The 17,514-nt window shown below is 62.8% G+C and carries 17 protein-coding genes; 7 read left to right on the forward strand and 10 right to left on the reverse strand.

Going from position 1 to position 17,514, the window contains the following annotated elements:
- Positions 1-93: 93 nt before the first annotated feature.
- Complete coding sequence (locus tag KUV86_RS07750; protein WP_222484318.1) at positions 94-654, forward strand: GNAT family N-acetyltransferase; 561 nt, start codon at positions 94-96, stop codon at positions 652-654.
- Positions 655-778: 124 nt separating this feature from the next.
- Here KUV86_RS07750 and KUV86_RS07755 read toward each other — a convergent pair whose 3' ends face one another.
- The 4 genes from KUV86_RS07755 to serA form a co-directional block, all read right to left on the reverse strand.
- Entirely contained in the window at positions 779-2,128 is a 1,350-nt protein-coding gene (locus tag KUV86_RS07755; protein ID WP_222162211.1) for a uracil-xanthine permease family protein, read from the reverse strand.
- Between the two features lie 199 nt (positions 2,129-2,327).
- Positions 2,328-3,683, reverse strand: coding sequence for an 8-oxoguanine deaminase (locus tag KUV86_RS07760; protein ID WP_222484319.1), 1,356 nt, complete (start codon positions 3,681-3,683; stop codon positions 2,328-2,330).
- A 322-nt stretch (positions 3,684-4,005) separates the two neighbouring features.
- Positions 4,006-4,908, reverse strand: coding sequence for a DMT family transporter (locus KUV86_RS07765; RefSeq protein WP_206942182.1), 903 nt, complete (start codon positions 4,906-4,908; stop codon positions 4,006-4,008).
- 149 nt (positions 4,909-5,057) lie between these two features.
- Positions 5,058-6,308: a phosphoglycerate dehydrogenase gene (gene serA / locus KUV86_RS07770; protein ID WP_206942183.1), complete on the reverse strand. Its 1,251-nt coding sequence runs from the start codon at positions 6,306-6,308 to the stop codon at positions 5,058-5,060.
- A gap of 337 nt (positions 6,309-6,645) precedes the next feature.
- Between serA and KUV86_RS07775 the strand changes: the two genes are divergently transcribed.
- The 4 genes from KUV86_RS07775 (at position 6,646) to djlA (ending at position 10,957) form a co-directional block, all read left to right on the forward strand.
- Positions 6,646-6,924: an exodeoxyribonuclease VII small subunit gene (locus tag KUV86_RS07775; RefSeq protein WP_206942185.1), complete on the forward strand. Its 279-nt coding sequence runs from the start codon at positions 6,646-6,648 to the stop codon at positions 6,922-6,924.
- 4 nt (positions 6,925-6,928) lie between these two features.
- Entirely contained in the window at positions 6,929-7,798 is an 870-nt protein-coding gene (ispA, locus tag KUV86_RS07780) for a (2E,6E)-farnesyl diphosphate synthase (RefSeq protein ID WP_222484490.1), read from the forward strand.
- A 16-nt stretch (positions 7,799-7,814) separates the two neighbouring features.
- Positions 7,815-9,716, forward strand: a complete 1,902-nt coding sequence (gene dxs, locus KUV86_RS07785) for a 1-deoxy-D-xylulose-5-phosphate synthase (RefSeq protein ID WP_206942187.1) — start codon at positions 7,815-7,817, stop codon at positions 9,714-9,716.
- Positions 9,717-10,177: 461 nt separating this feature from the next.
- Positions 10,178-10,957, forward strand: a complete 780-nt coding sequence (gene djlA, locus KUV86_RS07790) for a co-chaperone DjlA (protein ID WP_206942196.1) — start codon at positions 10,178-10,180, stop codon at positions 10,955-10,957.
- Positions 10,958-11,017: 60 nt separating this feature from the next.
- Here djlA and KUV86_RS07795 read toward each other — a convergent pair whose 3' ends face one another.
- Complete coding sequence (locus tag KUV86_RS07795; RefSeq protein ID WP_222484320.1) at positions 11,018-11,938, reverse strand: LysR family transcriptional regulator; 921 nt, start codon at positions 11,936-11,938, stop codon at positions 11,018-11,020.
- 216 nt (positions 11,939-12,154) lie between these two features.
- Here KUV86_RS07795 and KUV86_RS07800 point away from each other — a divergent pair, with 216 nt between their 5' ends.
- Both KUV86_RS07800 and KUV86_RS07805 read left to right on the forward strand, forming a co-directional pair.
- Positions 12,155-13,171 carry an aldo/keto reductase gene (locus tag KUV86_RS07800; protein WP_222484321.1) on the forward strand — a complete coding sequence of 339 codons (1,017 nt, stop codon included), beginning with the start codon at positions 12,155-12,157 and terminating at the stop codon, positions 13,169-13,171.
- A 163-nt stretch (positions 13,172-13,334) separates the two neighbouring features.
- Positions 13,335-14,894 (forward strand): Na+/H+ antiporter NhaC family protein, encoded by a 1,560-nt coding sequence (locus KUV86_RS07805; RefSeq protein ID WP_206942202.1) that lies wholly within the window; start codon positions 13,335-13,337, stop codon positions 14,892-14,894.
- 218 nt (positions 14,895-15,112) lie between these two features.
- Here the strand turns inward: KUV86_RS07805 and KUV86_RS07810 are convergent, their stop codons facing one another.
- From KUV86_RS07810 to KUV86_RS07830, 5 genes are all read right to left on the reverse strand, one after another.
- Positions 15,113-15,406, reverse strand: a complete 294-nt coding sequence (locus KUV86_RS07810) for a hypothetical protein (protein WP_222484323.1) — start codon at positions 15,404-15,406, stop codon at positions 15,113-15,115.
- A 121-nt stretch (positions 15,407-15,527) separates the two neighbouring features.
- The gene (locus KUV86_RS07815; RefSeq protein WP_206942206.1) at positions 15,528-15,821 is read right to left on the reverse strand and encodes a hypothetical protein; all 294 of its coding nucleotides are present in this window, start codon (positions 15,819-15,821) and stop codon (positions 15,528-15,530) included.
- A 271-nt stretch (positions 15,822-16,092) separates the two neighbouring features.
- Entirely contained in the window at positions 16,093-16,386 is a 294-nt protein-coding gene (locus KUV86_RS07820) for a hypothetical protein (protein WP_206942208.1), read from the reverse strand.
- 375 nt (positions 16,387-16,761) lie between these two features.
- Positions 16,762-16,962 (reverse strand): hypothetical protein, encoded by a 201-nt coding sequence (locus KUV86_RS07825; protein WP_222484325.1) that lies wholly within the window; start codon positions 16,960-16,962, stop codon positions 16,762-16,764.
- A gap of 188 nt (positions 16,963-17,150) precedes the next feature.
- Positions 17,151-17,429: a hypothetical protein gene (locus KUV86_RS07830; RefSeq protein ID WP_206942211.1), complete on the reverse strand. Its 279-nt coding sequence runs from the start codon at positions 17,427-17,429 to the stop codon at positions 17,151-17,153.
- Positions 17,430-17,514 lie beyond the last annotated feature (85 nt).

Consider the following 17,514-nt stretch of genomic DNA (forward strand, 5'->3'; position numbering starts at 1 on the left):
GGGAGGCCAGACCCAGAGGCTCGTGCTAGACCATGGTCAGGCGCTGCCAGGATGGCGTAGATTCGATGGCATGCCTGACGATACGGAGCCCGCATGCACAATGACGAGCAACCGCCGATACCGATGAGCGGCGACGTGCTGGCCACGCCGCGCAGCCGCCTGCGCCCCTTCGAAGCGTACGACCTGCCCGCCTTGAGCCGGCTGTTGGCAGATCCCAGGGTCATGCGTTATTCCCTCGGTGGGGTCTGCGACGTTGCGCGTAGTCAGGCATTTATCGAGGCGTGTCGTCAGACGTACAGGCAGAAGGGGTTTGGCTATTGGGCCGTGGTGCATCCGGTCTCCCGTGCCCTGATGGGGTTTTGCGGTTTCGATCACGAGACCCTGGATGGCGAGCAGGAACTGGCGATTGGCTATCGCTATGCGGTGCGTCATTGGGGTAGGGGCCTGGCTACTGAAGTGGCGCGTGCTGTCGTCACCCATGCCTTTACGGTCACCGACAGCGAGTCATTGGTGGCGGTCATTGATCCTGCCAATGTGCCATCGACGCGAGTGGCTCAGCATGCAGGTTTCCAATGGGAAGGGATGACGACGCTGCAGGGCCAGCGCGTCAAGGTCTACCGGCGGCATCGCTACCGTGACGTCAGAAGCTGCTGAGTCTGGACACGTGGCTGCACCCACGGGCCCTGGTTGGGGCTCGTGGGTGCTGTTTCTGCGCGGGAGAAGGATGTCGTGAGCAGGGCCGGTTCAGTTCGGTCGCTGCCGGTGATGGCGCTGAGGCTTAGACGTCGTCACGGAACACTCGGTCGCTTTTCGGTAGAACCAGGTTGAGGATGATGGCGAATAGCGCACCAGGAATCAGCCCCGACTCAATGATGGCTTGAAGGTTCTCGTTCAGGTTGGCGTAAAGCCCCTCCTGGGCGGGTAGACCCACCGCGGCGGAAAGCGATACGCCGATGATCACCATGTTGCGTTTGTTGAAGTCGATGTGAGACAGCATCTTGATGCCGGCGCTGGCAATCATGCCGAACATGATCAACACGGCCCCACCCAGCACGGAGTTGGGAATGCTGGAGACAATCGCGCCCAGCTTGGGGATGAGCCCGGCCAGCAGCAGGAAGGCACCGCCAATGGCGACCACGTAGCGACTGACGACGCCGGTGAGGGCGACCATGCCCACATTCTGGCTGAAGCTGATCTGCGGAAAGGCGTTGAAGATGGCGGCGAACACGCTGGAGATGCCGTCCGCCATGACACCACCGGACAGTTCCTTGGGCGTCGGCTCCCGGTCCAGGCCTCCGGCAGTGGTGCCGACAATATCACCGATGGATTCGGCGCAGGTGACGATGGCCAGCAGCACCACGGGAAGAACGGCAGCCAGATGAAACTCGATGCCGATGGCCAGGGGCACAGGAAGGGACAGCCAGTCAGCTGTGCCGATGCCTGAAAAATCAATCAAGCCAAAGCTGGTGGCCGCCACGTAACCGACGACCAGGCCGATCAACGGTGCCGTTTCGGACCAGATGCCGCGTCCATACTGGTGCAGGCCCAAGGTGACGATCAGTACCAGGGCGCCCAGCAGCAGGTGATGGGTGGCGCCAAAGTCCGCCGCGCCGAAGCCGCCACCCCAGTAGGCAAAGCCCACCGGCATCAGCAGTGTACCCAGCATGACCACAAAGGTGCCGGTGACCACTGGCGGGAACAGAAAGCGAAAGACCGGGAGAAACAGGCCTACCAGGGCCATGGCGATACCGCCGCAGAGTGCAGCTCCGAGCGCTGCTGGCAGGCCCATGCCTACGGCGATGGGAATCAGAACCGGCACGAAGCCGAAGCTGGTGCCCATCACGATAGGCAGTCGAGCACCAATGGGGCCGATACCGAGTGACTGCACCAAGGTGGCGACACCGGCGACAAACATCGCCGCCTGGATCATGAAGGTGGTTTGATCCGCCGGCAGATCCGCAGCACCGGCAATCAGGATGGGAACGGTCACGTTGCCGACGAACATCGCCAGCACATGCTGCAAGCCAAGCGGTATCGCCCTTCCCAGTGGCGGCATGGCATTGACGTCGTGGGTGGAGCGAACCGTGGGCCGGTCGCGGTTATCGCCAGTGGATTCTTGCGTATGCATGGCGGGATCCTCTCCTGTTGTCGTTGTAGTGCCAGGCCGTCCCCTGGCCTGGGCGATGAGTCCGGTCCACCGCATCAGGTGTCAGTCCTGGTGACTGACTGCCGTGATGCAGCGGTGGTGAACAATGGCGTTGCAAGAACGATGCCACGCAGCAGGGCTCCGTGGTGTCGGTATCGATCTTGCCGTGTTGCCCTGCTGGCTAGACCGCTTGGCGAAGCCGCGCCGCCGCCTCGCCATGACGGGCCAGCAGTGCGCCCAGGTCGACGTCGACGGGCAGCCCGTCGACGACTCGCCAGCGGCCGGCCACCATGACGCGATCGGCCCGATGTGCGCCGCACAGCAGTAGCGCCGCAAGCGGGTTTTCTGCGCCGGAGAAACGAGGCTCGTCCAGGCGAAACAGCGCCAGGTCCGCCTGTTGTCCAGCGTCAAGTCCGCCGATGTCGGTTCGGCCCAGGCAGCGGGCGGAGCCTTCTGTGGCCCAGCGAATCACGTCCTGGTGACGCACCTGGCTGGGGGAATAACGTAGCCTGCCGATCAGCATGGCCTGGCGCATCTCTTCGGCTAGATTGGAATGGTCCGCCGAGGCCGAGCCATCCACGGCAAGCCCTACCGGGCTTCCGGCGGCCTCCAGCTCCAGCGTTCGGCACATGCCGGAGCCCAGGACCATGTTGGAAGAGGGGCAGTGAGCGATACCGGTACCCGCCTTGCCGAGTCGGCTGACCTCGTCGTCGTTGAAGTGAATGCCATGGGCCAGCCAGGTGCGATCGCTGAGCCAGCCGGTATCTTCCAGATAATCCAGCGGACGCATGCCGAACAGTTTCTGGCAGTAGTGGGTCTCGTCTTCGGTTTCGGCCAGGTGGGTATGCAGACGAACGTCCTTGGCCTCGGCCAGGCGGGCGCTGTCGATCATCAGTTCGCGGCTGACCGAGAAAGGGGAGCAAGGTGCCAATGCCACGGTAATCATGGCGCCATCGACGCGCTGGTGATAGGCGTCGATCAGGCGGGTGCTCTCATCGAGAATGGTGGCTTCGTCCTGGACGACGGATTGAGGTGGCAGGCCGCCCTGATCGCGACCCACACTCATGGAGCCTCGCGTCAGCGCTGCCCGCACCCCCAGCCGATTAGCTGTCTCGACCTGTACGTCGATGGCATGTTCCAGGGCCCCGGAAAACACATAGTGATGATCCGCCACGGTGGTGCAACCGCTCATCAACAGTTCCACCATGGCGAGTTCGCTGGCCAGCGCCAGTTGAGCCTCATCCAGATGGGCCCAGACGTCGTACAGGGTAGTGAGCCAGGGAAACAGTTCCTTGTTGAGCGCAGGCGAGTAGGCCCGTGTCAGCGTCTGGTAGAAGTGGTGATGGGTATTGACCAGTCCGGGCAGCAGCACGTGCCGGGAGGCATCGAACACCTCGTCGACGGCTACGCTGGGCACCTGGCCCGCGCCGAGCTTCTCGACAATACGTGAGCCCTGCACCACGACGCCTGCTGTAGCGGCGGGGTCGCTGGTGGCCAGCGGTTGCCGGATCCATGTCGTGGGTGTGTGTGAATGCATGCATTCCTCCTTCGCGAAGCGAAGGGTTACCCAGGCAGGGTGAGGCGCTTTCGGCACGCGGTAGTGCACATGACACGAACCGCTGCCAGGAGCCGTCACCGCATGGCGTCTGGCCGAATACCTGGTTCAGGTGCCTTCAAGGATGGCTACCGATGGAGGTGTGCGCGGTCTGTGTCCGACTGCACCTCCATGGAACCGACGGTGGCCGTGTATGACAGCAGATGTGCGATATGAGTGCACAGTCCTGGTACGCAATCGCTGTCATTTATTGTGTACAAAATGGCCGTGGCCTGATGAGTTGTCAAGCCGACGCTCATAAGGGTCAAGTGTCGCCGTGATGCCGAGCCGCCCGACGGCGGCTCAGGCGGTCACCGAACAGATAGGCGCCAAGCGCGACGAGAATCAGCGCGGCGCCGGCCAGCATGGAGGCTGAAGGGGTCTCCTGGTTGAACAGCATGCCAAGAGATAGCGCCAGAACCGGAGTGATCAGCGTGACCAATGCAACGCTGGCCGCGTGCAGCCGCGACAGAATGAGGTAGTAGCAGAGGAAACCGATCAAGGAGCCAAACAGGGCGAGATAGAGCACTGCCCACAGGCCGCGGTCACTCAGGGGGATGGTCAGGGGCTCGCCACTGGCTAGCCACAGCACCAGAAAGCACGGCATGGAGCCCGCCAGGGCGCCGACGGTCTGCTCGAGAGGGTGAAGTCCCGCAGAGATGCGCTGGACCGCTATGCCACTGCCACTGAACAGCGTGACGGCGGACAGCATCATGACCAGGGCCACCAGCTGCTGGCCGCTGCCGAGGGCGAGGCTGTCGAGAAAGACCACCGCCAGGCCTGTCACTCCCAGGCCGCAGCCAATCCAGTGCCAGCGCTTCAGCCGCGTGCTGCCCGGCAGCGCTTGCAGGATGATGCCAGAGATCAGAGGGGCCATGCCGAACATCACCGAGAGCATGCCCGATGGCAAGAACTGGGAGGCATAGTAGCTCAGCGCCATGGCGCCAAACACACCCGGAATGGCGGCGGCGTAGCTGACCAGCGCGCGGCGGTCTGTGCGCAGTGTTCTGCGCAACACCAGCAGCAGCACGATGCCGGCCACCAGCGCCAGCCCCATGCGCAGCATGACGCTGCCGATGGGGGCGCCGGCTTCTGCGCTCCATTTGATGGCGAGGGGCGTCGAGGCCCACACCAGTACCACGATCAGGTAGGCCAGTCCGGTCGGCATCAGGCATCCTTGTGAAGCGCTCAGCGGGGAGAGATCAGGATAGGTCTTGTTGGCATGAAATGTCGTCTGTCGCTCATCCTGGGACGACAGCAAGACGCCGCCCTCCCGAAGGAGCGCGGCGTCGTCGAGCTGGAACAGCGTCCGGCGGCCTAGTCGGCGTAGTTGGTCTCGGAATAGAGAACCCGGGTACGCAGGGTGTGATTGACCTCGCGCAGCGCCTCCAGGGCCTGGGGGCCATAGGCCTTGTCCACATCGATGACCACGTAGCCGACCTTTTCATTGGTCTGCAGGTACTGGCCGGAAATGTTGATGTCATTTTCGGACAGCACGCGGTTGATCTCGGACATCACGCCAGGCACGTTCTCGTGGATGTGCAGCAGGCGGTGCTTGTCCGGATGGGCCGGCAGGGCCACCTCGGGGAAGTTGACCGAGGTGATGCTGGTGCCATTGTCGGAGAAGGTCACCAGCTTCTCAGACACTTCGACGCCGATGTTTTCCTGGGCTTCCAGGGTGGAGCCGCCGATGTGCGGGGTAAGAATGACGTTCTCCAGACCCCGCAGCGGGCTTTCGAAGATGTCGTCGTTACCCTTCGGCTCGACCGGGAAGACATCGATGGCGGCGCCATTGAGGCGGCCTTCCTTGATGGCCTCGGCCAGCGCCTCGATCACCACCACGCTGCCGCGGGCGGCATTGATCAGGATGGCGCCAGGCTTCATCAGGCTGATCTGCTCTTCGCCGATCATCCAGCGCGTGGACGGCAGGTCCGGCACGTGCAGGCTGACCACATCGGAGCGGGCCAGCAGCTCCTCCATACTGGCGACCTGGCGAGAATTGCCCATCGCCAGCTTGGTGATGACGTCGTAGTAGATGACGTCAAAGCCAAGCGCTTCTGCCAGTACCGACAGCTGCGACCCGATGCTGCCATAGCCGACGATGCCCAGGGTCTTGCCACGAGCCTCGTGGCTGTTCTTGGCACTTTTCAGCCAGCCGCCCTGGTGGGCGCGCGCATTCTTTTCGGGAATACCGCGCAGCAGCATGATCGCTTCGGCCAGCACCAGTTCCGCCACCGAGCGAGTATTGGAGTAGGGCGCATTGAATACCGGGATGCCGCGCACCAGTGCCGCACCCAGGTCGACCTGGTTGGTGCCGATGCAGAAACAGCCAACCGCGACCAGCTTTTCGGCTGCCGCGAACACCCGCTCATTGAGCTGAGTGCGGGAGCGGATACCGATGAAGTGCACGTCCCGGATCTTCTCGATCAGCGTGGCCTCGTCCAGCGAGGTCGGCAGATGCTCGATGTTGGTGTATCCGGCATTGAGAAAATTGTCCACTGCACTCTGGTGGACGCCCTCGAGCAGCAGGATCTTGATCTTGCTTTTGTCCAGGGACGTTTTGGCCATGGTCGAATCAACCTCTTGGAAGTGGCGGCAGCCAGCGGCTGGTTGGCGGAGAAGGCGCTAAATCAGGGTCGATAGCCTACCACATGCAGCCTTTGCCACGTTGAAAATCCTTGCACCGCAGCATGAGTCTTGTGCATGTACGCTGGCCAACGCGGTGACGTCTTCGACCAAGGCGCAAGGAACGCGGGGCAGACGACCCCAGGGGCAGAGCGTGTATACTGTCGCCCTTTAGGGTGACCGGGTGCCTGGCGATGGCGTCACGGTGTCCCGCACGGTCGGCGATGGCCGTGACCAAGCCATTTCGGGTCAGTCCCTGGCCCACTGTCTGGAGGGGCGCATGGCAACGCAGGACCGCCAGCCATCACAGCAAGATGCCGAGCCTCAGGACTTTGCCGCGGCCATGGGGCAACTGGAGCACCTGGTGGAACGGCTGGAGTCGGGGGAGCTGTCGCTCGAGGAGTCGTTGAAGGCGTTCGAGCAGGGCGTGGCCTTGACCCGCCATGCTCAGCAACGCCTGGACGATGCGGAGCTCAAGGTTCGCAGTCTGACGGAGAACGCCGAGGGGGGGATGCAGCTGTCGCCCTTTGATATCGGGGAGGACGCGGGTGAACGCTGATACCATGCTGGCCCGTCTGGCCGCCGACAGGGCGCGAGTCGATCGCTGCCTGGAGACGCTGTTCGTGGGTCGCCAGTCGGTCGAGCCGAGACTCGAAGCGGCGATGCGCCATGGTCTGCTTGTCGGCGGCAAGCGGCTTCGCCCGATTCTGGTCTATGCCGCCGGTCGGGCGCTGGGCGCCAACGACGACGATCTCGACATTCCTGCTGCGGCCATTGAGCTGGTGCATGCCTACTCGCTGGTGCATGACGATCTGCCGGCCATGGACGATGACGACCTACGCCGCGGTCAGCCCACGGTGCACAAGGCGTTCGATGAGGCTTCTGCGATTCTTGCCGGCGATGCCCTGCAGACACTGGCCTTCGAGTTGCTCGCCAGCTCTACGTCTCCTCGCCTGGGGGCATTGGTGGCCACGCTGGCGCAAGCGTCCGGGCGTGATGGCATGGTGGCCGGACAGGCGCTGGACCTGGCGGCAGTGGGCGAACGCCCGGACCTGTCCAGCCTTGAAACCATGCATCGCCACAAGACCGGCGCGCTGATTCGCGCCGCCGTCAGGCTTGGCGGTTTGATCGCGGTGCCCGCAGACGACGCGCGCCTGGCCGCCCTGGATGTCTATGCCGCCGCTATCGGCCTGGCCTTTCAGGTACATGACGATGTGCTTGATGTCACGGGTGACACCGATACGCTGGGCAAGACGTCGGGTGCCGATGCGGCCCGTGACAAGCCGACCTATCCCGCCCTGCTCGGGCTTGAGGGAGCTCGGGCCAAGGCGACGGCACTGATCGATGAGGCGCTCGAGGCCATCGCCCCCTTGGGCGAGTCGGCGGCGCCTCTGGCAGGGCTCGCCCGCTACATGATCGAACGCGATCACTGACGACCACAGGGCTACCATGAAGCTGTTCGACACGATTCCCACCGAGCGGCCGGCAACGCCGCTGCTCGATACTCTGGATACCCCGGCTGCGCTGCGTGCGATGACCGCAGACCAGCTCAAGCGCGTAGCGGATGAACTGCGCGCCTACCTGCTCTACAGCGTTGGTGTTTCCGGCGGCCACTTTGGTGCCGGCCTTGGCGTGGTCGAACTGACCGTCGCCCTGCATCATGCCTTTCGTACGCCCCATGACCGCCTGGTGTGGGATGTGGGTCATCAGGCTTACCCGCACAAGATCCTGACCGGTCGTCGCGAAGCGATGACCGGCATACGCCGCTACGGTGGCCTGGCGGCCTTCCCGCGGCGAGCCGAATCGGAGTACGACACCTTTGGCGTCGGCCATTCCAGTACCTCGATATCGGCGGCTCTGGGCATGGCGCTGGCGGCACGTACCCAGGGCCAGGATCGTCGCGTCTGCGCGGTGATCGGTGACGGCGCCCTGACCGCCGGCATGGCCTTCGAGGCGTTGGCTCATGCCGGCCATGTGGATGCCAATCTGCTGGTGGTGCTGAACGACAATGAAATGTCGATTTCCGAGAATGTCGGCGGTGTGGCCAGCTACCTGGCCCGCATTCTGGTCAGCAAGCCGTACCTGAGCATGCGCGAGAACGGCAAGAAGGTGCTGTCTCATCTGCCGGGTGCCCTGGAGCTTGCACGCCGTACGGAAGAACACGTGAAGGGCATGGTCAGCCCGGCCACGCTGTTTGAGGAGATGGGGTTCAATTATGTCGGGCCGATCGATGGTCACGACCTTGATGCCTTGAGTGCCGCCCTGACCAGCATGCGTGATCTCGAGGGGCCGCAGTTTCTGCACGTCAAGACGCGCAAGGGCCGTGGCTTCCTGCCGGCGGAGTCCGATCCTATTGGCTATCACGCCATTACCAAGCTCGAGACGCCCGATGCGGCCAAGGCTCGGGAAGCTGAGGTGGCAACGCCACCCGCGCCGCCAAAGAAGAAGTACTGCAGTGTCTTTGGCGATTGGATCTGCGACATGGCCGCGGCAGACGAGCGCCTGATCGGCATCACGCCGGCCATGCGCGAAGGCTCTGACCTTATCCGCTTCTCGAAGGAGTATGCGGATCGCTACTACGACGTGGCCATTGCCGAGCAGCACTCGGTGACCCTGGCCGCCGGCATGGCCTGCGAAGGCATGAAGCCCGTGGTCGCGATCTATTCCACCTTCCTCCAGCGTGGCTACGACCAATTGATTCACGATGTGGCGGTGCAGGATCTGGACGTGACCTTTGCCATCGACCGCGCAGGCCTGGTCGGGGAGGATGGTCCCACCCACCACGGTGCCCTGGATCTATCCTACCTGCGCTGTGTGCCCGGCATGGTGGTGCTGGCCCCGGCTGACGAGGCAGAATGCCGCGCCATGCTCAGTGCGGCCTATCACCACCCGGGTCCAGCGGCGGTGCGCTATCCGCGCGGTACGGGGCCAGGCGTGGCGATTCCCGATCACCTTGAGCCGCTGCCGATCGGGGTGGCCGAACCGCGTCGCCAGGGCCAGGGCGTAGTGTTGATGGCCTTTGGCAGCTTGAATGGTCCTGCTGCCGAAGTGGCGGAGCGGCTCGATGCCAGCCACATCAATATGCGCAGTGTGAAGCCGCTGGACCGGGACGCCGTGCTCGAGGCGGCCCGCGCTCACGAGCTGGTAGTGACCCTGGAGGAGAACGTCGTGGCGGGCGGTGCCGGAAGCGGCATCAATGAGCTGTTGCTGGCCGAAGGGGTCTCTGTGTCGGTGCTCAACCTGGGCCTGCCGGATGTCTTTGCTGAGCACGGCAAGCCGGCTGAATTGCTGCGAGACTGCGGTCTGGACGCTGAGGGAATTGAAGCGGCGATTCGGCAGCGCCTCGGCTGAGTCAGCCTACCGTCCCTTCAGAGCACGACGCGATCGGCCCCCTACATGGGGGCCGATCGCATATGGGTCGGTAGCACAGAGACCGGCAACATAGAGATCGATGGCGTCAGTGCGCAGTGGGTCGGCGCCACGGCGTGGGACGCCACGCTGACGCTGGCGCAAGCCGAAACAATAGCGCCAACAATGGCGAGTCGAGTGAAGGAAAGTCGCATAAGACGTCCTGGGCAGTGCATTCGTCGTTAACCTGGCGGCCAGTATCGGTGACTCCCATGACCATTCGATGAAAAGGTGGGCGGCGCACGCTTTCGCCCGCGTCCGGGTGGCGGTGGTATCCTGCCTCGCGTACCCCCATGGTGGTGGGTGGGCGTGATGGCGAGTCGATGACCGTTCAAGCACCTGCCAGCGCCACCTGAGCAGACAGCACGCCGTGGACTGAAACACGGCTCCGACAGAGAGGAATTATGCTGACCATCATTGTTATCGGGGCGGTAATTGGGCTGCTGACCGGAGGCCCGCTGGGCATGTTGATCGGTGGCGGCATCGGCTGGTGGTTGGGCGGACGTCTGCGCGGCGGCGTGATGCTCGGCAAGGGTCTGGCCGAGATGCAGCGCCAGTTCATGGACTCCACCTTCGCCGTCATGGGCGCCGTGTGCCAGGCAGACGGTCAGGTCAGCGGGGAAGAGCGTCAGGTGCTCGAGCAACTGCTGGTGCGCCTGCGCTTGCCTGAAAGCACCAAGGCCAGTGCCCGTGCCGCATTCGAACGCGGACGGGCCAGTGACTTCGATCTGGATGCCGAGATCGCCAGAGTGGCACGCCTGACCCGTGGTCGCGGTGCGCTGCGACAGATCTTTTTGCAGGTGCAGTTGTCGGCCATTGCAGCAGACGGTGTGCTGCACCCAGCCGAGCACAACATGCTGATGCGGGTGGCCCGCGGCCTTGGCTGCAGTGAGGCGGAAATAGCCCAGATCGAGGCCATGCTGCGCGGTGGAGCCTCCCATGGGGCGGGCGCCACTCAGGAAAGCCAGAGCCCGCTGGAGGACGCGTACAAGGTGCTGGGTATCAGCCCGGAGGCCAGCGATGCCGAAATCAAGCGCGCCTATCGCAAGCTGATGAGCGAAAACCATCCTGACAAGCTGGCCAGCCGGGGACTGCCGGACAGCATGCGCGAGGTCGCCGAGGCCCGCACCGTCGAGATCGGCAATGCCTATCAGCGCATCCGGCAGGCCCGGGGCCAGGCCTGACCGTACCTGGACGACGCGGCTGAGCCGTGCTGCTCGCGCCTCAGTCGCTCTGCTTACGCCTCAGTTGCTCTGCAGGGCCGCCACAAGGCGCTGTGCCAGTCGGCAGGACGCGTCGTCATGTCGGTTCCAGGCGAGGGCGAGGCGAGTGCGCAGGTCGCTCCAGCGAGGCGACAATGGTCGCGAGGTCACGCCCTGCCGCTGGGTGACCAGAAAGCTCTGGGGCGCCAGGGCGATGCCTTCATCTGCCGCGACCAGCGCCAGCAATTGGTGATGGTCGTCGGGCTCACGCAGTCGCTGGGGCTGGTAGCCGTGAATGCGAAACAGGCGCTCGCAGTGGTCGAAGTAGTCCGGATTGTCCCTGCGGGAAAACCAGAACAGGGGACGGTCGCTCAGCCTGCAAAGATCCACGTCCCGGTCCTCTCCAAGCCGCTCGGCAAGGGCGTCGGACATCAACACCCATAGCGGGTCGTCGGCGACGATGTGGCACTCCAATGGCTCTGGGAGGGTGATGGGCAGACCGACAAGGGCCAAGGATAGCGGCCTCGCGTCATCCTTCAGCAAGCGTGACAGCAGCCTGCTGGACGGTTGGCGCTCGATGTCCACGGTCTGGTCCAGGTGCGCCTCGAGCCATGCGCGGGAGGGCAGCAGGCCATCATCCACTGCGGGCGTCATGCCGATGGCAATGGGGCAGGGCTGGTCGGTAGGTGCGCTGGCGTCGTGCCAGGCGGCTTCTATTTCCTCAAAGCAGGGGCGCAGCCGGCGAGCAAGGCGCTCTCCTGCCGGGGTCAGGCGCACCTGACGAGTGGTGCGGGTGAACAGCGTGACGCCCAGCTCCTGTTCCAGCGCCTGGATGTGGCGCGTCAGCGGAGGCTGAGTGAGATGCAGCCTGTCGGCGGCCTGGCGAAAGTGCCCAGTATCGGCAACGGCGAGAAAGCTGATTAGCCGGTCGCAACGCTTGAACCATTGTCTGCTGGGCGGCATGGGGCGCTCGTCAGGTTAGTGAAGAGAAGCAAGGACGCCACTGCCCCCCGGCGGTCGATCCATCGTGGATGACCGGGAGGTGTCACGTGGACGCCAGGGATTGATACGCTGCAAGTATCAATCTATCAGCAATTCTCCCGCGGGCCCACGGCCAGGATCATGCAACAGGTCAGACAACGTGTCTGACGTGATCCGCCTTACGTAATGGAGCCTGCGATGACCTCTCCCTCACATTCCCCACGTTCACTGGGTGACCACCTGCACGTTCTGCCCTTGGGGCTAGGGTGCATGGGCATGTCCGAATTCTATGGTGCCAGTGATGACCGTGACGCCACCCGGTTGATTCACGAGGCCCTGGAGCGAGGCGTGAGCCTGTTCGACAGTGCCGACACCTACGGCCAGGGCCATAACGAGCAACTTTTGGGCAAGGCGCTGCACGGTAGGCGAGACAGCGCTGTGATTGCCACCAAGTTTGGCATCGTGCGCAGGCCTGGCGACTACGCCCGGTCGATCAACACGCGCCCAGAGTATGTTCTCGCTGCCTGTGAGGCTTCTCTCGCACGCCTTGGGATTGACACGATTGACCTCTACTACGCCCACCGTCTCGATCCCGAGGTGCCGATCGAAGAGACCGTCGGCGCCATGTCCGAGCTAGTCACCCAGGGCAAGGTTCGTGCGCTGGGGCTGTGTGAGGTGTCACCTGCCACCCTGGAGCGGGCTGCGGCGGTGCATCCCATTGCTGCGGTCCAGAGTGAGTACTCACTCTGGAGTCGCGGAGTGGAGGACAGCGTGCTCCCTGCGTGCCAGCGGTTGGGGGTGTCACTGGTGGCGTACTCACCGCTGGGTCGCGGTTTCCTCAGCGGCCAGATTCGACGTCGTGCTGACATCAGCGAGACCGATTTTCGACGCCACGCACCGCGTTTCTCGGCGCCGAACCTGGCCCGTAACATCGCCCTGCTGGATCGGCTGGAAGGGTTGGCACAGCAGCGAGGTGCCACCCCCGCCCAGGTGGCACTCGCCTGGCTACTGGCTCAGGACGACGCCATCATCCCCATCCCCGGCACCCGCAAGCTGAACCGCCTGGACGAGAATCTAGGAGCGCTGTCGCTGTCCTTGAGTGACGCCGATCTGGCGAGTCTCAACGACTGGTTTCACCGGGAGGCCGTGGCAGGGGAGCGCTACACTGAGGAGGGCATGAAAGGGGTCGAGGTGGAGACTCGTCAGCCTGGTTGAACGGCGTGTCGACTTGCACCTAAAGAGGATGGGTTGCGGGGATGGGACAGCGCGGTTGCCGTTTGTGCCGTTAGCGCCTAGGATGCCCCGCTGCCCGCGCGACGCCACCTCCCATGGTGTTGCCCCCTCGGGCCAAGACCGACAAGAACCCAGGAGACTCCCGATGTCCTTCGGACTCTTATCCCTGCTGCCGCCGCTGCTGGCGATTCTGCTGGCGCTGGCGACACGCAATGTCATACCCGCACTGTTCTGCGGTGTCTGGCTCGGGGCCACCATGCTGGCTGGTTACAATCCCGCAGCCGGCCTCTATAACAGCTTTTCTGACTTCATCGTGCCGAGTATCGGTGACGAGTGGAATGCCACCGTACTGATCTATTGTGGCCTGTTCGGCGTGCTGATCAGTGTCCTGCAGCGTACCGGCGGGGCCCATGCCATTGCCCGCGCCATTTCCCGCAAGGTGGCCAGTGCGCGAGGCGCACAAGGCAGCACCCTGGGGCTTGGCATGCTGATCTTCTTTGAAGACTACTTCAATGCGTTGACAGTGGGCAGCGTGATGCGTCCCATCACCGATCGCATGCAGGTCTCCCGCGAAAAGCTGGCGTATATCGTCGATTCGACCTCGGCGCCGATGTGCCTGCTGGGCCCCGTATCCACCTGGGTGGTGTTTGTCATGGGCCTGATTGGCACCCAGCTTGGCGAGATGGAGTTGAGTGGCTCGGAATACCTGATCTATCTGTCGTCGATTCCGCTGAACTTCTACGCTTGGCTGGCGCTGGGCATGATCTTCTTCATTGTCATCACCCAATGGGACTTTGGCCCCATGGCGCGGGCGGAACGCCGTGCCCGTGAGACCGGAAAACTGATGGAGGACACCGCCAAGCCGCCCTCTGATACCGATGCGATGGAGCTCAAGGCGCCACAGGATACTGCCCGCAAGCGCAACATGCTGGTGCCTATCGGTGTTCTGCTGGCCATGATTCCACCGCTGTTTCTGTGGACCGGTGACTTCCCGAACAACGACCTGGTGACAGCGGTCGGCAGCGCCGACGGCGGTCAGTCGATTCTGATCGCGACCCTGGTGGCGGTGATGGTCGGCTTGACCATGGGCATGAGCCAGCGCCTGTTCGACTTCCGCGAGGCGATGGATATCGTCGTGGAAGGCATCAAGAGCATGACGCTGGTGTACATCATTCTGGCGTTGGCCTGGTCCATCGGCAGCGTCACATCGGAGCTGGGCACAGCTGACTATCTGGTGAGTCTGACCGAGGCCAGTATTCCGCCCAGCCTGGTGCCGGTGTTGCTGTTCTTGATTGGCGCCGTGGTGGCCTTCACCACCGGCACGTCCTACGGGACCTTTGCCATCATGATCCCGATTGCCATGCCGGTAGCCGCGGCCATGGATCTGCCGATGGCGTTGGCGATCGCGTCGGTGCTGAGCGGAGGCATCTTTGGTGACCACTGCTCGCCCATTTCCGATACCACCATTCTCTCGTCGGCGGGATCAAGCTGCGACCACATCGACCATGTGCGGACCCAGCTGCCCTACGCCATGACCGCCGGCATCGCCGGGCTAGTGGCGTTCTTTGTGGCAGGAATCAGTGGCACGGTGTGGATGGGCGCTGTCAGTGGCATTGCCGTGATGCTGTCCTTGGCGCTGCTGTTGAAGCTCTTGTGGCAGCCCCGCAGTGACGGGGTGAGGGATGAAGTGACGTACCGCGAGTAACGTGCTGGTTCAGGTCTACGCTGGCAGCGTGGCGCCAGGGTAGCGCTGAAGACATATCGAACATCGCTGCTGGCGCCCTGCAGGCAGGCGATGGCCGAGAGCAGTACAGCAAAAGGCCCCGTCTGCCTGGCAACATCCAGGTGGGCGGGGCCTTTGCGCTTAGCGGAGCAGGAGGGTCAGGTATCGAGCGGTTAGCTTCGCTCGGCAACATCTCCTGATCAGCCAGTGGTGGCTTGGCGAGCCAGGTCCAGATCGTCTTCGCTCATGGCGAAGTCAGTATGGCGTGCCTGGTTGCGCAGCAGTTCCAGCCGGGCATTGGCCATGGCGTTGCTGGCGTCGTCAGCGATATGCGCATTGCCAACACGGTGTGCTGTTTCAAGTGCGCCAGCATCAATCGTGGACAGCGGCTCGGCGTTAACGGCCAGGGCACGCTCGCTGGCCCGGTCTGCCTGGGCGGTCAGCGGCAGGGCGGCGGCGATCAGCAGGGCGGTAGCGGCAATCTTGGCTTTCATGGTCTCTCTCCTGTGGAAGCTCTCGACAGATCGTCTGTCGGTCAGTTCGATGCCGTGGGCACCGAGGCTGTGGCATTTCTTGGTCTGAATAAAACGGTCGTTTTAATTTCAGCCGAAAACATTACCCGGTAGTGGCCTGACGAGCCAGGTCCAGGTCGTGCTCGCTCATGGCGAAATCGGTGCGCTTGGCTTGCTCGCGCAGCAGCTCAAGACGGGCGTGGGCCATGGCGTCACTGCCGTTGTCGGCGATATGGGTGTTGCCCACCTGATTGGCGACGTTCACGGCGTCAGCAGTGAGCTGGGACAGCGGCTCAGCGTTAAGCGCCTGGGCACGCTCACTGGCATTATCGGCCTGGGCGGTCAGCGGCAGGGCGGCGGCGATCAGCAGGGCGGTAGCGGCAATCTTGGCTTTCATGGTCTCTCTCCTGTGGAAGCTCTCCAGGGAGCTTCTATCGGTCAAACTGTGTCAGTGATGTCGTGAGTGGTGTTGCTGCCGTGACCCATCCCATGTCTATGGTCAGCGAGTCGCGGCTTTCGTTTGTTGTTCACGCCGAAACGATCGGCGCAACCATGGATCAAGAGGCCATCTCACCGGTGATCGTGTGTCGTCACCATCGATGTCGTCGACTCGATGACACGGTGATCTGGCCTTAATTAAACGGTCGTTTTAATTTCCGCCGAAAACGTTAACCGGTAGTGGCCTGACGAGCCAGATCCAGGTCATGCTCGCTCATGGCGAAGTCGGTGCGCTTGTCTTGCTCACGCAGTAGCTCGAGGCGGGCATTGGCCATGGCATTGCTGCCGTTGTCGGCAATATGGGTGTTGCCGACCTGGTGTGCTGCATCGACAGCGGCGCCTGATACCTGTGCCAGCGGCTCGGCGTTGATGTGTTGCGCGCGGTCAGTGGCAGGATCAGCGTTTGCCGTCAGTGGCAGGGCAGCAGCGATCAGCAGGGCTGTGGCGGTAATCTTGGCTTTCATGATGTCTCTCCTTGCGGGCCGCTTGGCCCCCTTCTCATTGGTCGACCTGTTTAAAATAAAACGGTCGTTTTAATTTTTCCGGCATTTTTTGGCCCATCTGGGCCTACCGTGTCTTGGCTGTCACGAGTGCTTAGCCATCCACCGCCTTGGTCAGGTGTAGCGTCGAACCTGTCGGTCGCTGATGGGGATGGCTATTGCTTGGCGACATAATATTAACAGACTAACTAACTGTCAAATACCTTTTCAACCTTGGTCTAACTCCGCTTCGTTCCATGGCGCGACTTTCAGGACTCGCTTCTCCGGGCTCGTTTTTGCTGACTCGCTCTTACGGACCCGTTCTTACGGACCCGCTCTTACGGAGAAAGATCAGGGCTCTCAGCTATAGCGTTGCACCTGGCTAGGCTGCTGTGCCTCGATCATCGCCGGCATACGGGTGCGGAGCTGATGCTGTGTGCTATCTCCGTCCACTGTGTCCAGCTGCGCCAGAGCGTACTTGGGTGGCGCTGCGATGGCCGTAGCGGGCAGGACGACGGCGAGAACAGCGGTGACGGTAACGAGTCGTAGAGCGCGTTTCATGATGTCTCTCCTTGCCGTTACAGCGGAGCCTGAAGGTAGCTCACAGTGTGAGCGCTTGCTGGCCCCGCCGAACGCTGAAGTGAGTATGCTGGGCAGCGGTACTGTGTGCCAGCCAAGGTCTTCAATGATGCTGATTGACGGTTTCTATTAAAACGGTCGTATGTCTTTAGGGTGTTGAAAATAAAGCCTTACTTTGTAGCAGCTCGGCTTAAATCAAGGTTCAGCATGAAGTTGGTCATGTCGACATGACGGGACTGTAGGCGGAGGCGAGCCTTGCGCAGGGCCTCGGTGCTGTCACTGGCGATATGCGCATTGATGATGTCGTCCCCCGGCTTGGCCATCGCGTCGCGCATGGACAGGGGTTCGCTGTTGAGCGCCCTGGCGAGATCGGTGGCGCGAGCATCAGCCTGTGCGGTCAAGGGAAGAGCGGCGATGGCAGCAAGGGGCAGCAGGTACTTGAATTTCATGGTGACACCTCATCAGTAGGAATCCATGGAACGCCATGTTGACGTTTGATCCTCTGTCGGGGCCGCCTTCAGGTTCCTTACAACC

This window comes from Halomonas sp. DP8Y7-3 (assembly GCF_019801675.1).
Lineage (GTDB): Bacteria > Pseudomonadota > Gammaproteobacteria > Pseudomonadales > Halomonadaceae > Halomonas > Halomonas litopenaei_A.

Coding starts and splice junctions, on each gene's coding strand:
- KUV86_RS07795 (WP_222484320.1), bottom strand. CDS start 11,938: ATGCCGCCCAGCAGACAATGGTTCAAGCGTTGCGACCGGCTAATCAGC.
- serA (WP_206942183.1), bottom strand. CDS start 6,308: ATGGCCAAAACGTCCCTGGACAAAAGCAAGATCAAGATCCTGCTGCTC.
- KUV86_RS07775 (WP_206942185.1), top strand. CDS start 6,646: ATGGCAACGCAGGACCGCCAGCCATCACAGCAAGATGCCGAGCCTCAG.
- KUV86_RS07750 (WP_222484318.1), top strand. CDS start 94: ATGCACAATGACGAGCAACCGCCGATACCGATGAGCGGCGACGTGCTG.
- djlA (WP_206942196.1), top strand. CDS start 10,178: ATGCTGACCATCATTGTTATCGGGGCGGTAATTGGGCTGCTGACCGGA.
- KUV86_RS07830 (WP_206942211.1), bottom strand. CDS start 17,429: ATGAAATTCAAGTACCTGCTGCCCCTTGCTGCCATCGCCGCTCTTCCC.
- dxs (WP_206942187.1), top strand. CDS start 7,815: ATGAAGCTGTTCGACACGATTCCCACCGAGCGGCCGGCAACGCCGCTG.
- KUV86_RS07760 (WP_222484319.1), bottom strand. CDS start 3,683: ATGCATTCACACACACCCACGACATGGATCCGGCAACCGCTGGCCACC.
- KUV86_RS07815 (WP_206942206.1), bottom strand. CDS start 15,821: ATGAAAGCCAAGATTGCCGCTACCGCCCTGCTGATCGCCGCCGCCCTG.
- ispA (WP_222484490.1), top strand. CDS start 6,929: ATGCTGGCCCGTCTGGCCGCCGACAGGGCGCGAGTCGATCGCTGCCTG.
- KUV86_RS07805 (WP_206942202.1), top strand. CDS start 13,335: ATGTCCTTCGGACTCTTATCCCTGCTGCCGCCGCTGCTGGCGATTCTG.
- KUV86_RS07800 (WP_222484321.1), top strand. CDS start 12,155: ATGACCTCTCCCTCACATTCCCCACGTTCACTGGGTGACCACCTGCAC.
- KUV86_RS07755 (WP_222162211.1), bottom strand. CDS start 2,128: ATGCATACGCAAGAATCCACTGGCGATAACCGCGACCGGCCCACGGTT.
- KUV86_RS07765 (WP_206942182.1), bottom strand. CDS start 4,908: ATGCCGACCGGACTGGCCTACCTGATCGTGGTACTGGTGTGGGCCTCG.
- KUV86_RS07820 (WP_206942208.1), bottom strand. CDS start 16,386: ATGAAAGCCAAGATTACCGCCACAGCCCTGCTGATCGCTGCTGCCCTG.
- KUV86_RS07825 (WP_222484325.1), bottom strand. CDS start 16,962: ATGAAACGCGCTCTACGACTCGTTACCGTCACCGCTGTTCTCGCCGTC.
- KUV86_RS07810 (WP_222484323.1), bottom strand. CDS start 15,406: ATGAAAGCCAAGATTGCCGCTACCGCCCTGCTGATCGCCGCCGCCCTG.